Origin of the sequence: Sphingomonas phyllosphaerae (assembly GCF_029623345.1) — a bacterium.
Classification (GTDB): domain Bacteria; phylum Pseudomonadota; class Alphaproteobacteria; order Sphingomonadales; family Sphingomonadaceae; genus Sphingomonas; species Sphingomonas phyllosphaerae_C.
The window spans coordinates 12,238-26,165 of sequence record NZ_JAPYKH010000009.1 but is presented as its reverse complement, the minus strand read 5'-3'; the positions used below and the strand labels follow the sequence as shown (position 1 = coordinate 26,165).

Here is a 13,928-nt window from a genome sequence, read left to right as displayed (position 1 = left end):
GCCCTGGGTTCCGGCTTTCGCCGGAACACGGGGATGCGTCACACGCGCTGAGCGGTCGCGCAACGATCCGCTGCGAGGGGACGGGGCGGCGCCTGTCGATGTTCCCTACCGGGCCGCGGCGGCATTGCCGGCGGCCGCGTCGTCGCGCTCCGGTACGGGGGTAGCGGCGGACGCGGGCGCGGGCGGCGCGACATGCACCTCGACGCGGCGGTTCTTCTGTCGCGCCTCGGGATCGTCGCTGCCGTCGGGATGCGCGTTGGGGACGAGCGGGCTGGTCTCGCCGAGCGCGATCACGGTCAGGCGCGCCGGGTCGATCCCCTTGGCCACGAGATAGTCGCGCACGGTCTCGGCGCGGCGGCGCGACGCACGCAGGTTGGCGCGATCGTCGCCGCGCGAGTCGCTATGGCCGCGCAGCGTGACGGCGCCGCTGGCGCGCGCCGCCGGGCTGGCGACCAGCGCGTCGAGCGCCGCCGTCGCCTCGTCGGTCAGCGTCTTGCCGGCCGCGTCGAAGCCGACCACGACGTCCTCGGCGCGCGGCGCCTCCTCCTCCGGTGCGGGGGCGGCGACCTCGGGGCGCAGGATCGACTTGGGCGGCGCCACCGCCTCGGCGTCGTTGCCGGGCGCGGCGACGTTGTCGGCCACCTCGGCGCCGTCGGCGGCGTTGTCGCGGTCACCCGCCGGCGGCGACGAGCAGGCCGCGAGGCCGAGCAGCAGCGCCGCCGTGCCCGCCTCGATCGCCTTGATCCGCTTGATCGCCCTCTCGCTCATACGCTCACCTCCTGCTGCGCGCGTCGCGGCCCGGCGGGCGGACCGAAGCTGATGATCGTGTCGCCCGACTGCGGTACCGGCCGGCTCGCGTGCGAGAAGAAGCGCAGCGGCGCGCCCTTGCGCAGCAGCAGCAGCATGTCGGCCTCGTCGGCCATGTCGGCGCGCGCGGTCGCATAGTCGAACTTGTCGGTAATCCGCGTCTTGCGGAAGGCCCAGCCGTCATCGACGCGACGGACGATCTCCTCGACGCCGTGTCCGCTGGTGAAGAGCGCGCGGCCGCGCAGCGACGCGGGCAGCGCGCGGCGGTCGTCCTCGTGCGTTCCGGCGCCGAGCTGATACACGTTGTCGCGGCCGAGTTCGGGGGCGAATTCGTTGCACACCAGCGCGTTGTACGCCTCGTTGTCGGTCGTGGCGACGAGCACCTGGTAGCGCGACAGGTCGAGCCGGTCCTCGGTCGCCTCGGCGAGGATCTCGCCGTGATAGGAGTCGATCCCGCCGCGTCGCGCTGGCGCGAGCCGCTGCCAGCTGGTGTCGCAGATCGTCACCGGCACGTCGAGCTGGCGCAGCTGCGCCGCCAGCGCGATGCTCCACGGCGTCGCACCGACGATCAGCAGGCCGCGCTCGGTCGCCCCCGTCACCTTGAGCAAGCGCGCCACCGCGCCGATCGAGAAGCCGTGCGCCACGATCGTCGCCACCACCACCGCGAAGGAGAGCGTCACCAGGATCGAACCGTCGTCATAGCCGAGATTGCCCAGCCGCAGCGCGAACAGGCCCGAGATCGCCACCGCGACGATGCCGCGCGGTGCGATCCAGGCGACCAGCAGCCGCTCGTTCCAGGGCACGCGCGTGAAGGCGAGGCTGAGCAGCACCGTGGCGGGGCGCACCAGGAACAGCAGCGCGAGCAGAAAGGCGGCGAAGCGCCACTCGAAGCGCTCGAGCACGCCCAGGTTGAGCGTCGCCGACAGCAGCACGAACACGCCCGAGATCAGCAGGACGGTGACATTCTCCTTGAACGGGTGGATGTCGCGCAGCGAGTCGAGCCGCAGGTTGGCGAGCGCCACGCCCATCACCGTCACCGCAAGCAGCCCGGTTTCCTGCTGGACGAGGTTTGACACGACGAAGGTGCCGATCACCGCCACCAGCAGCACTGGCGCCTTGAGATATTCGGGCACGTGCCCGCGCGGGAAGGCCCAGGCGACCGCGCGCGCCGCGCCATAGCCGATCAACCCCGACACCACGCTGGCAGCGAGCAGCGAGAGCAGCAGCTGCGTGATCGTCACGCCCTCGCCGGCACGACGGAGATATTCGTAGGTGACGACGCCGCACAAAGCGCCGATCGGGTCGTTGACGATCGCTTCCCATTTGAGGATCGCGCGCGGCCGCGGCGCGATGTTGCTCTGCCGCAGCAGCGGGAGCACGACGGTCGGCCCGGTAACGACGAGGATGCCCGCGAACAGGATCGCGACCGGCCAGACCAGCCCGCCGATATAATAACAGGCGAGCGCGCCGAGCAGCCAGCCGACCGGCACGCCCACCAGCAGCAGCCGCGTCACCGCGCCGTCGGTGCGGCGCAGCTCACGGAAGTTGAGGCTGAGGCCGCCCTCGAACAGGATGATCGCGACGGCGACCGAGACGAGCGGCTCGAGCAGCGTGCCGAAGGTGCGATGCGGGTCGATCAGGCCGGTCACCGGCCCGGCGATGACGCCGGCGACGAGCATCAGCGCGATCGCGGGCCAGCCGGTGCGCCACGCCACCCATTGCGCGCCGATGCCCAGCGCGCCGATCAGCGCGATGACGAGTGCCTGTTGTTCCATCCGATGCGCATACGCGTGACGGCGCCGAAAGGAACCGCGCCCGCGCCGTGCCGCGTCGGCGCGCGGCTCAGTGGAGCGCGCGCAACGCCACGTAGCGGTGGACGCTCGCGGGCGCGACGTCGGCGAGGAACAGCGCCGCGCGCGCGCCCGCCAGTGCCGGGTCGTGCACCGCGGCGTGCAACGCGTCGCGCAGCGCCGCCACCAGCGCGACGGGCGTGGCGCGCGCGGTGACGAAGGGCAGCGCGGGGGAGGAGCGGGTGAGCGCGAGCTGGCGCAGCCCCGCCACCGCGCCGGGTTCGTCGCGCGCGAGCGCCGCATAGCTCACCGCGTCGATCGCGGCGACGTCGGCGATGCCGTCGCGCACTGCGGCGGCGCTGGCGCGGTGCGAGCCGGTCTCCACCAAGGCGGCGAAGACCTGCTCGAGCGGCTCGCCCGCCAGCGCGGCGCGGAACAGGTTGGCGCCGGTGTTCGAGCTGAACGCGTTGACCGCGGCGCGGCGGCCGCGCAGCCCCGCCAGCGTCGGCGCGGGATCGTCGGCGCGCACCAGCACGCGGCTGGCGTGGCGCCCCGGCGCGCAGTCCGGCACGGCGTAATGCGGCACCGCCACGACGCGCAGCGCGAGCGCGGGATCGCTCACCAGCGGGTAGCCGCAGCATTGCGCCAGCAGCAGCCGCGGGTCGCGCCAGATCGCCTCGACCGGGCGGCCGCGGTCCAGCGTCGCGGGCGCCGCCACGCCGCGCGCGGCGAGCCGCGCCGCGATCGCCTGCCACAACGCGTCATTGGCCCAGCGCTGCGCCGGCTGGTCGTACATGCCGAGCGAGGCAACCGCGCCGCTCACCGGGGCGCTGACCGGGGTGCCGCGGCGGGATGGACCAGCCGGTCGTGCGCGCGCAGCGCGAAGCGGCGCACGATCTCGCCGTAGCTGCGATGGATCCGCCCCGCCTGCGCCTCCAGCCGCGCGGCGTGGCAGCGCTGATAGGCGGGCAGCCGGTACCAGGCGAGCCCGGGCCGGTCGTGATGCGCGGTGTGGAGGTGGTTGTTGAGGTACAGCAGCCCCAGCACGCCGCCGCGCGCCACCGTCGCGGCGCGGCTCGGCCCCGGCAGGTCGGCGCGATGCTCGGCGAAGGAGCGCAGCATGGTCAGCGCGAGCCCGGGATAGACCATCAGCAGCACGTAGCGCGCGACGCCCAGCCCGGTCCACTCGAGCCACGCCACCAGCGGCACGACCGCGGCGCAATGCGGCGCCCAGTCACGCAGCACAGCGGCGGGCGCGCGGCGCAGCCGCCGCGCCTCGTCCAACCCTAGCGCCAGCACCGCGAGCGGGGGGCCGAGCACCAGCCGCCCGAGCAGCGTCGCCTGCGCCGCGGCGAGCGCGCGGGACAGGCCGTGCCCGACGACGTAGCGCGACTCGGGATCGTGGCGCGGGTCGGTGATATGCGGGCTGCGATGGTGCGCGCGGTGGCTGTCGCGGTAGATCGCGTAGGGCAGCCACAGCGCCAGCGGCACCGCGCCGACCGCGCTGTTGACCCACACCCAGCGCGTCGGATGGCCGTGGATCGTCTCGTGCTGGAGCGAGCCGTGCCACGCCACCAGCCACCCGCCCGCCGCCACCAGAAGCGACCAGGGCAGCAGCGCGTGCCAGTACGTCAGCGCGAGCCACCCGCCGTAGATCAGCGCCGCCAGCGCCACCGTCGGCCACTCGATGGCGCCGCGCCGCGCCGGCTCGCGCTCCTCCGTCGTCGCCTGCTCGTCGGACATCGCCACCTCCGGCCGCGATCATCCACCAAGACGGTAGGAGTTGGAATGACTATTTCTGATGAGGCAGATAGGAAGGCTATGCGGCGCGTGCCCGGTCATAGGCGAGCGCGGCCTCGGCGAAGGCCTGCTCGTGCGCGAGCGCCCAGTCGCAGAGCGCCTCGAACGGCGCGCGCAGCGAGTGGCCCAGCGGGGTGATCGCGTAGACGACGCCGATCGGCGCGCTCGGGATCACGGTGCGCGTGATCAGGCCGTGGCGCTCGAGCCGCTTGAGCGCGTCGGCGAGCGACTTGTGCGTGATGCCGTCGAGCCGCCGCTTGATCGCGTTGAACCGCGCGGGTTCGGGGCACAGCACCGTCAAAATCATGATCGTCCACTTGTCCGCGATCTTGTCGAGCACGGGGCGGATGCGCGGCACGTCCATCATCGCCTGGCACGACAGCGCCGCCAGATCGGTATCGCTCGCCATATCTACTCACCTCCTGGTGCGTTCTTGATAGCAGATATGCGTCGTATATCTACCCGCCCTCCATGACGAGGAAGGACGGACGATGACGCGGATGGCAGGCAGGATCGCGCTGGTGGTCGGCGGCGCACGGGGGATCGGTCTCGCGACCGCGCGCGCGCTGGGGGAGGAGGGCGCCACCGTGGTGCTGACCGGCCGAAGGGAGCAGGAGGTCGCCGCGGCGGCCGCGGACCTGGGCGCGGCGGCGCAGGGGATCGTCGCCGATGCGGCGGCGCAGGCCGATCTCGCGCGCGTCGTCGCCGAGGTGCAGCGGCGGCACGGGCGGATCGACGCTCTGGTGCTCAACGCCGGCCTGTCCGAGCCGGCGACGCTGGCGGAGGAGACCGCCGCGCATGTCGACCGCCATTTCGCGGTAAACGTGCGCGGCGCCTTGTTCGGGTTGCAGGCGGCGCTGCCGGTGCTGAGCGACGGCGCGGCGGTGGTGCTGGTCGGCTCAATCGCCGCGACCATGGGAGTGACGCCGTACAGCACCTATGCCGCGACCAAGGCGGCGCTGCGCTCCTACGCGCGCAGCTGGGCGGCCGAGCTCGCGCCGCGCGGCATCCGCGTCAACGTCGTCGCGCCGGGCCCGACCGACACCGACATGATGGCGGTCGTCCCCGAGGAGGTACGGCGCACGCTGATCGCGCCGATCCCGCTCGGTCGCATGGCGCGGGCCGACGAGGTCGCCGCCGCGGCGCTGTTCCTGCTGAGTGACGCCGCCAGCTTCGTCACCGGCGCCGAGCTCTGCGTCGACGGCGGCATGCGGCAGGTCTGACCGCCTGAGGCGGGTCCTGCGCCGCCGCGACCCGAGGTGACGCGGCGGCGCAGCGACCGGCGTCAGAAGCGGAACGCGGCGGTGGCGCGCAGCGAGTGCCAGTGGAACTTGTCGTCGCTGCGGATGAAGTCGGTGCCTGAGGCGCTGCCGCCGTTGTTGGCGTTGGTGAAGGGCGTACCCGCCGGCCCGGCGGCGCGGACGACATAATCGTCGTCCTGATACTGGTGATAGATATATTCGAGGCCGATCGAGAAGTGCCGGCCGAGCCGCTGCTCGACGCCGCCGCCTGCCTGGAAGCCGAACTGGTTGCGCTTGCCGCTGCCCTCGAACGTATTGGTCGTGTTGGTCGAGCCGAAGGCGCGGTCGATCCGCGCATAGCCCGGGCCGAAGGTGCCGTAGAACAACGTGGTGTCGTTCGGAGTGTAGCCGGCGCGCGCGCGCACGCCCGCCTCCCAGTCGACCCCCCGATTAAAGACATAGCTCGCCGGCGTGCTCGAGAAGGCGCTCACGCCGTCGGTGATGTTGGTGGTGCCGAACTCGCCAACCACGCCGACGACGATGCGGCCGCGCTGCGCGTCGAAGCCGAGCCTGCCGTAATAGGCCCAGTCGTCCTTGTCCTTGGCGCAGCGGCCGCCATTGGCGGGGCTGAGCTGGTTGGTGGCGCGGCCGCCGCAGAAGCCCGGGCCGAACGCGTCGGCGCCCGAGCCGGTGCGCACCACGTCGCCATATTGCCCGTCGAGGTTGCGGTCGAACAGCACGCGCGAGCGGCCGCCGTCGTTGGTCTGGACGTCATAGCCGCCGGCCGCGCCGACGTAGACGCCGCTGAAGCCGCCGTCGCTCTCCTGCGCGGTCGCGGGCAGCGCGTAGGCGGCGAGCAGCGCCGCCGCGGTCAATCCGATCACCTTCATGTTTCACTCCCTCGTGAATCGTTTGTGGGGAGGAGGCGATGGCCTCCCCCCCTGTCGTCGTCATACCCGTCGTGCGGCGGCCACGCGCCGCCCCACGCCGGTCATCAGGGCAGGCCGACGCGCAGCGTCGCGTTGGGGTTGTTGGTTCCGTTGGGGAAGAAACCGCCGCCGTTCTGGTTGGCGCCGGTGGCATTGAGGTAGACGATATTGTGCACCTGGCGGCTGTTGCGGCTGTAGACGATCGCGTCCGCATCGGCAGGGACGAGATTGGCGGCGCCATTCGTGCCGGTCAGGCCCTGGTCGGTGTCGCCGCCCTGGTCGAGCGCGTCGCGCGCGTCGGAGATCTTGCCCGCCGCGGTGACCAGAGCGGGGGTGGCGATGCCCTTGGCGTAGAGCACGGTGCGCACCAGCCCGGCGTGATAGGCCTCGGCCGCGAGGATGCCAGCGGCGGCCTCGAGGAAGACCTTGCTCGACAGCAGCGGCGCCGCGCCCTTGTAGGCGGTGACCCCGACGTCCTCGAACAGATAGGCGCCGAGCAGGAAGTTCTCGGGCGAGGAGTACGGATTGAACGTGTCGCTCGCGCCGATCACGCCGGCCGCGCGCGCCGCCGCGGTGAAGGCGCCGCTCGCATCGCCCGAGATGTTGATGTTGGGCATGGCGATCGCGGCGGAGCCGAGCGCGGCGCGCAGGAAGGCGACGTGCGCGGCCTCGTCCGCGGCGATCTCGCGGGCATAGGCGCCGACCAGTGCGTCGCCCGAGAAGTCCACCTTGGCGCCGCCGGTGACGCTGCCGCCCGCCGTGCCGGTGCCGCTCGCGGTCAGATTGGCCGCCAGGCCGCTGCCGTTGACGGCGTAGAGGTAAAATTGCGCTTCGAGATACTCGAGGTTGAGCGCGAGGTTGAGGATGTCGCTGTCGGTCACCGCGGCGGGTGTCGGCGTCGGCGTCGGCGTGGGATTGGGCGCGTCCGACCCCCCGGAATCGAAGCAGCCGGACAGCAGGCTGACGCCGCCGAGCGCGAGCGTGCCGCCGCCCGCCACCTTGAGGAAGCGGCGCCGCGCCGTGCGGCGCGTGTCCGCGGCGGCGAGCAGGTCGAGAGCTTTGCGATGATCGATCATGTGCGTGGTTCCTGTGACGAGCGAGGGACGGGGAGGCGAAGGCGCCGCCGCACGCTCACGTGGTCGACCGGATGTTGCCGTTGACGCCGTTCGGGAAGAATCCGCCCATCGTCGCCGAACCGGCGTTGAGGTAGACGATGTTGAGCACCTGACCGGTGCTGCGGCTGTATGCCAGGCCGTTGACGTTGAGCGGCGCGATGTTCGAGGTCAGCGTATCGCCGCTGCCGCTCGGCATGATCCCGACATCATCCTTCGGCGCGATGCCGCGGATCTGGTCCTCGGTCGGGCTGCCATCGAGCGCGTCGCGCGCCGCCGAGATCTTCTCGGTCGCCTCGACCAGCGCGGGCACGCCCTTGGCGTACAGCGTCGTGCGCACGATCGCGGCGTGATAGGCCTCGACCGCCAGGATCCCGGCCGCCGCCTCGAGGAAGGTCTTGTTGCTGAGCAGCGGCGCCGCGCCCTTGTAGGCGGTGACGCCGACGTCCTCGAAGATATAGGCGCCGAGCAGGAAGCTGGTCGGGTCGGCATAGGGGTTGAACACGCCCGATGTCGCATCGACGACGCCGGCGGCGCGCGCCGCCGCGGTGAAGGGGCCGTCCGCCGCACCGGAAATGTTGATGTTGGGCATCGCCACCGCCGACGACCCGAGCGCGGTGCGCAGGAAGTTGACGTGCGCCTGCTCGTCCGCCGCGATCTCGCGCGCATAGGCGCCAACGACGGGATCGGTCGAGAAATTGACCTGCGCGCCGCCCGTGACCGTGCCGCCGGCGGTGCTGCCGCTGCCGGTCAGCGTCGACGGCAGGCCCGTGCCGTTGACCGCATACAGATAGAATTGCGCCTCGAGATATTCGAGGTTGAGCGCGAAGTTGAGCACGTCCGCGTCGGTCACCGCGGTCTGCGCCTTGGCGGGATCCGCATAGACGAAGGCGGAGCCGACCGCGGCGGCGCCGAGCGCGGCGGTGAACAGGGCGCGGCGGTCGTGGCGTCGCTGCGCGCGGGTCTCGAGTGCGTCGATGACCAGATCGTCTTCATTCATGAGTGGCATCTCCCTCTGCTCGCAGGAGGAGGCCATGTCCCCACGCGTGAGCGACGAGAGTTACGGCGCTCGGATCGTCCGGGATGTCTTAGGACACGAATGTTTATATTTCGGCGCGCCGGAACCTTTTCCTTCGCGGCGAGTGCCGCTGCAGCGAGGATGTTCCAACGCCGCTTCTGCCAAAGCTCGAGGCCCGTCCAGCATGATCATGGCGACCGATGCGCGACGATGGTAGCGCGTCCCACCCGCCGGCGAGCATCGACCGACGCACGCACATGTGCCGGCAGGGAAGGAAATCGCCGCGCCAAGGCTCTCAACCGTCAGCGGCACCAGCAAGGAACCGGAAAGGACGAGATGGCGGGCGGGACGGCAGGAGGCGTGATCGACGCCGCGCGCAGGCGCCAGACCGCCGTCTGGGTCGCGCGCGAGATCCTGCCACACGAACATCGCGTCCGCACCTGGCTGCGGCGCTCCGGCACCGCGCCCGAGGACGCCGACGAGCTGATCCAGGAGGCCTATTGCCGGCTCGCCATGCTGGAGGCGGTCGATCACATCGACAGCCCTTATGCCTATTTTTTCTCGATCGTGCGCAACCTCTTGGTGCGGCGGCTCAAGCGCCAGCGCATCGTGCCGCTCGAGACGATCGCCGAGATCGACGCCTATCACGACGACCGCCCTTCACCCGAGCAGCTCGCCGCGGGGCGGCTGGCCTATGGCAAGGCGCTCGACCTGATCGCGCTCCTGCCCGAACGCTGCCGCCGCATCGTCCAGCTGCGCAAGATCGAGGGCTGGTCGCAGCGCCAGATCGCCGAGCATCTCGGCACCACCGAGAAAGCGGTCGAGAAGCAGGTCTGGCTCGGCGTGCGGTTCCTGCGCCAGGCGTGGAGCCGCGCCGAGCAGGACGCGGACGATCTGATGAGCCAGCACGAGCAGCGCGGAGGGCGTCGGCAATGACGGGGCCGGTGACAGGTGCGGGGAACAAGCAGAGCGCGGGCGAGATCGCGGACGAGGCGGCGGCCTGGGTCGCGCGGCTCGACGCCGATGGCTGGTCGGCCGCGGACGAGGTGCTGCTCGAGCAGTGGATGGCGGCCGACCCGCGCCGCCGCGGCGCGCTGCTCCACGCCCAGGCCTGCTGGGTCGCGCTCGACCGACCCGCGCCGCGCGCGCGCGCGGCGGTGCGACGACGCGGGCTGTTCGTGGCGGCGGGGGCCACGCTCGCCGCCTCGTTCGCCGGCGGCGTCCTGTGGCTCGCGGGGGGCACGACCTACCGCACTGAGATCGGCGAGATCCGCCGCGTCCCGCTCGCCGACGGCTCGACCGCGACGATCAACAGCGACACCCAGCTCGAAGTGACGCTGGCGAGCCGCCGGCGCGAGGTCCGCATCGCCAGCGGCGAGGCGTGGTTCCGCGTCGCCAAGGATCCGGCGCGGCCGTTCGTGGTCGAGGCAGGGCAGGTGGTGGTGCAGGCGATCGGCACCGCTTTCTCGGTGCGACGCCGCGACGGCGGCGCGGACATCATCGTCACCGAGGGCGTGGTGCAGGTCTGGGCGGCGCAGGCGGACGGCTATCGCACCAGCCTGGTGGCGGGCCAGAGCGCCTTCTTCGGCGACAATGCGGCGGTGCGGATCAGCGACGGGCCGCCCTCGGCGGTCGACCGCGCGCTGGCGTGGCGCTCGGGCGCGATCGACCTAAGCGGCCAGACGGTCGCGCACGCGGTCGACGAATTCAACCGCTACAACCGCCGCAAGCTCGTTCTCGCCGACCCGCGGCTCGCCGGCGAGCAGATCGACGGCATCTTCCGCACCGACGACCCGGAGGGCTTCGCGAAGGCGCTGCACGACAGCTTCGGGGTGCCGCTCGATACCTTGGACGCCGCGGCGATCCGCATCGGCCACGCGGAAAATGTAGCCGACGTGGAAGGAAGTTCCTCGCCGACGTCTCTCCACCAGCACGGGAAAGCAACGAGACCGTGAGGAGTGGATTGATGGGGGGAATGAGGCGGCATCTGTGGCTCGCGACGGGCGCGGCGGTGGTGGCGGCCGCGCAGCCGGCGATCGCGCAGGCCAAGCAGTTCGACATACCCGCGCAGCCGGCCGAGAGCGCGATCACCGCGCTCGGCCGCCAGGCGGGGGTGCAGATCGTCGCGGCGCGGTCGTTCAGCCGCGGCAAGCGCACCAACGCGGTGCGCGGCGCGATGAGCGTCGACACCGCGCTGACGCGGCTGCTCGAGGGCACCGGGCTGCGCGCGCAGCGCAGCGGGCCGCAGACCTATGTCGTGCTCGGCCCGGTCGCGGCGATGTTCGCGCCGGTGAGCGCGCCGGCGAGCGCGACCGCGCGGCAGGTGTCGGCGAGCGAGCCCCAGGTGGCTCCCGGCGTCACCACCGACCAGCCCACCGACGGCGCGACCGGCAGCACCACCGCCGCCAACGTGCCGGCTGAAGGCCAGGCGGAGGAGCCCGCGCGCGACGTCGTCGTCACTGGCTCGCGCATCGTCTCGGGCGGCTTCACCGCGCCGACGCCGACCCAGGTGCTGAGCTACGAGGCGATCACCAAGAACGCCCAGCCCAACGTCTTCACCACGGTGGCGCAGCTGCCCGCGCTGCAGGGCTCGACCGGTGCGACGGTGGGCGCCAACGGCACCTCCACCGGCGTGCAGGGGCTCAGCACGCTAAGCCTGCGCGGGCTCCAGCCGATCCGCACGCTGACGCTGATCGACGGCCAGCGCGTCGTCGGCGCCAACGTCACCGGCGTCGCCGACGTCAGCCTGTTCCCGCAGCTGTTGATCGAGCGCGTCGACGTCGTCACCGGCGGTGCCTCGGCCTCCTACGGCTCGGACGCGGTCGGCGGCGTGGTCAATTTCGTCACCAACACGCGCTTCACCGGCTTCCGCGCCAACATCATGGGCGGCATCAGCACCTATGGCGACGACGCCAACTGGACCGTGCAGGCGGCCGCGGGCAAGTCGCTCGCGGGCGACCGGCTCCACCTGATCCTCAGCGGCGAGTACAGCCACGAGGACGGCATCCGCTCGGCCGGCTTCGGCGTCGGCAACGATCCCAACGGCGACGGGCCCAACGGCCGCACCTGGCTCACCGCGCGCGGCGTGCAGAACCGCGGGATCACCACCGACGGGCTGCCGCAGTATCTCGTGCGCGATCACGTCCAGTCGACCTTGTTCGGGCGCTACGGCCTGATCAACGCGGGTCCGCTCGCGGGCACCGCCTTCGACGTCAACGGCAATCCGGTGCCGTTCCGCTACGGCACCGGCTGTCTGCCGGGCTCGTGCATCGGCGGCGATCTCAGCGGCAGCGTGACCAACGGCAACAGCTTCAAGTCCGAGATCACGCGGCTCAACTCCTATGGCCGGATCGGCTTCGACGTCGATCCCGACAACGAGATCTACGCCACGCTCAACGTCGCGCGCGTCGACACGAGCAACACGCCCAACCCCGGCTCGGCACAGGACAATCTCACGATTCAGTGCGCCAACCCGTTCGTGCCGGCGGCGATCCAGTCGGCCTGCGCGGCCAACGGCATCACCAGCTTCCGCTTCGGCACGGTCAACCCGATGTTCGACTTCATCGACGTCAACACGCGGCGGCACCAGTATCGCGGCGTGGTCGGTGCCAAGGGCAAGGTCGCGGCGTTCGGCACCGACTGGCGCTACGATGCCTATTACGAGCACGGCACCGGCATCACCGACATCAACGTCAACAACATCCCGCTGATGCCGCGCTACCGCGCCGCGATCCAGGCGGTGCGCGGCGCCAACGGCGTAATCACCTGCGCCGACCCGGTCGCGGTGGCGAGCGGCTGTTCCCCGCTCAACGTCTTCGGCGGCCAGGCGCCGACCGACGCGACGCGCTATTACATCGAGCCGCAGAACGGCCCGTACCAGCACACCCGCCAGACCCAGGACGTCGCCAGCTTCTCGGTCAGCGGCGAGCCCGTCGCGCTGCCGGCGGGACCGCTCGCGGTCGCGTTCGGCGCGGAATTCCGCCACGAATTCTACCGCGTCACCGCCGACCCCTACGGCAACGGCGTGCTGACCGGGAACGGCTTCACCGACGATTATCCTGCCGATCCGCTGCTCAACCCGCAGGGCGGCAACTGGTATGCCGGCAATTACCGCAACGGCAGCGGCGGCTATGACGTGCTCGAATCCTACCTCGAGCTCAACGCGCCGCTGTTCGACAGCGAGTCGATCGGCCGCGCCAACCTCAACGTCGCCGGGCGCGCGACCAACTACAGCACCTCGGGCACGGTCTACACCTGGAAGGTCGGCGGCACCTGGGACACGCCGCTCGACGGCTTCCGCCTGCGCGGCGTGACCTCGCGCGACATCCGCGCGCCCAACCTGTCCGAGCTGTTCGCCGCGCCGGTGACGAGCAACCGCACCGGCACGATCGACCCGTTCAACGGCAACCGCTCGATCACGGTGCTGCAGACCACCACCGGCAACCGCGCGCTCACCCCGGAGATCGCGCGCAACACCGAGGTCGGCTTCGTGCTGTCGCGCGCCAGCTGGCTGCCGGGCTTCAGCCTGTCGGTCGACTATTTCCGCATCAAGATCGACGACGCCATCTCGGCGCTGGACGCGCAGACGCAGATCAACCTGTGCTACGGCGGGGTGCAGTTCACCTGCGGCTCGTTCGACCTGAGCAATCTCGACTCGGCCTACGTCACGGTGCAGCCGTTCAACTTCGCGTCGATCTTCACCGACGGGCTCGACATCGAGGCGAGCTACACCACCAAGCTCGACGGCATCGGACTGCCGGGCCGGCTCAGCCTGCGCGGGCTGGCGACGCACACGATCAACTTCGTGCAGGACACCGGCCTGCCCGGCACGATCCCGCGCCAGCTCGCCGGCACCAACATCGAGGCCACCGCGGTGCCGCACTGGAAGGTGCTGGCGTCGCAGGACTGGAGCACCGACACGGTCAGCTTCACGGTGCAGGAGCGTTGGTTCAGCGCAGGCGTGTTCTCCAACGAGAACATCGTCTGCCAGACCAACTGCCCGGTCTCGACCGTCAACCACCCGACCTACGACTATAACCGCGTGCCGGGAGCGCTCTACGTCGACCTCGCGGCGTCGTACCGCTTCACCCCGGCGTTCCAGGCCTATGCCAAGGTCGACAACGTCTTCAACCGCGACGGCGAGACGGTGCCCGGCAACATCACCACGCCGACGCTGTACGACGTGGTCGGCCGCGCCTTCCGCCTCGGGCTGAGGGCGAACTTCTGATGGC

At 71.3% G+C, this 13,928-nt stretch carries 12 protein-coding genes; 4 read left to right on the top strand and 8 right to left on the bottom strand.

Annotation, left to right across the window (positions count from 1 at the left end; all coding sequences use genetic code 11):
• Positions 1 to 105 precede the first annotated feature (105 nt).
• The 5 genes from QBJ89_RS10555 to QBJ89_RS10535 form a co-directional block, all read right to left on the bottom strand.
• Positions 106 to 768 (bottom strand): OmpA family protein, encoded by a 663-nt coding sequence (locus QBJ89_RS10555; protein WP_277980473.1) that lies wholly within the window; start codon positions 766 to 768, stop codon positions 106 to 108.
• Positions 765 to 2,582: a cation:proton antiporter gene (locus QBJ89_RS10550; RefSeq protein WP_277980472.1), complete on the bottom strand. Its 1,818-nt coding sequence runs from the start codon at positions 2,580 to 2,582 to the stop codon at positions 765 to 767. The genes QBJ89_RS10555 and QBJ89_RS10550 overlap by 4 nt, the downstream gene beginning before the upstream one ends.
• A 67-nt stretch (positions 2,583 to 2,649) precedes the next feature.
• On the bottom strand, positions 2,650 to 3,420 hold the full coding sequence (locus tag QBJ89_RS10545) for a phosphate/phosphite/phosphonate ABC transporter substrate-binding protein (RefSeq protein WP_277980471.1): 771 nt from the start codon (positions 3,418 to 3,420) through the stop codon (positions 2,650 to 2,652).
• Entirely contained in the window at positions 3,417 to 4,340 is a 924-nt protein-coding gene (locus QBJ89_RS10540; protein ID WP_277980470.1) for a fatty acid desaturase, read from the bottom strand. The genes QBJ89_RS10545 and QBJ89_RS10540 overlap by 4 nt, the downstream gene beginning before the upstream one ends.
• A 76-nt stretch (positions 4,341 to 4,416) precedes the next feature.
• Positions 4,417 to 4,806: a winged helix-turn-helix transcriptional regulator gene (locus QBJ89_RS10535; protein WP_277980469.1), complete on the bottom strand. Its 390-nt coding sequence runs from the start codon at positions 4,804 to 4,806 to the stop codon at positions 4,417 to 4,419.
• 82 nt (positions 4,807 to 4,888) lie between these two features.
• Between QBJ89_RS10535 and QBJ89_RS10530 the strand changes: the two genes are divergently transcribed.
• Entirely contained in the window at positions 4,889 to 5,620 is a 732-nt protein-coding gene (locus QBJ89_RS10530; protein WP_277980468.1) for an SDR family NAD(P)-dependent oxidoreductase, read from the top strand.
• Between the two features lie 62 nt (positions 5,621 to 5,682).
• Here QBJ89_RS10530 and QBJ89_RS10525 read toward each other — a convergent pair whose 3' ends face one another.
• The 3 genes from QBJ89_RS10525 to QBJ89_RS10515 form a co-directional block, all read right to left on the bottom strand.
• A complete protein-coding gene (locus tag QBJ89_RS10525) occupies positions 5,683 to 6,528 on the bottom strand; it encodes an outer membrane protein (RefSeq protein WP_277980467.1) in 846 nt (281 codons plus the stop codon).
• 104 nt (positions 6,529 to 6,632) lie between these two features.
• Positions 6,633 to 7,643 carry a ferritin-like domain-containing protein gene (locus tag QBJ89_RS10520; RefSeq protein WP_277980466.1) on the bottom strand — a complete coding sequence of 337 codons (1,011 nt, stop codon included), beginning with the start codon at positions 7,641 to 7,643 and terminating at the stop codon, positions 6,633 to 6,635.
• Between the two features lie 55 nt (positions 7,644 to 7,698).
• Positions 7,699 to 8,679: a ferritin-like domain-containing protein gene (locus QBJ89_RS10515; RefSeq protein ID WP_277980465.1), complete on the bottom strand. Its 981-nt coding sequence runs from the start codon at positions 8,677 to 8,679 to the stop codon at positions 7,699 to 7,701.
• Between the two features lie 354 nt (positions 8,680 to 9,033).
• On the opposite strand from QBJ89_RS10515, the gene QBJ89_RS10510 reads away from it, so the two are divergent.
• Genes QBJ89_RS10510 through QBJ89_RS10500 form a run of 3 tightly spaced genes read left to right on the top strand, consistent with a single transcriptional unit; the run spans position 9,034 to position 13,924 of the window.
• Entirely contained in the window at positions 9,034 to 9,633 is a 600-nt protein-coding gene (locus tag QBJ89_RS10510) for an RNA polymerase sigma factor (RefSeq protein WP_277980464.1), read from the top strand.
• Complete coding sequence (locus tag QBJ89_RS10505; protein WP_277980463.1) at positions 9,630 to 10,652, top strand: FecR family protein; 1,023 nt, start codon at positions 9,630 to 9,632, stop codon at positions 10,650 to 10,652. Before QBJ89_RS10510 ends, QBJ89_RS10505 begins: the two co-directional genes overlap by 4 nt.
• A gap of 20 nt (positions 10,653 to 10,672) precedes the next feature.
• Positions 10,673 to 13,924, top strand: coding sequence for a TonB-dependent receptor (locus QBJ89_RS10500; protein WP_277980462.1), 3,252 nt, complete (start codon positions 10,673 to 10,675; stop codon positions 13,922 to 13,924).
• Positions 13,925 to 13,928: the final 4 nt, after the last annotated feature.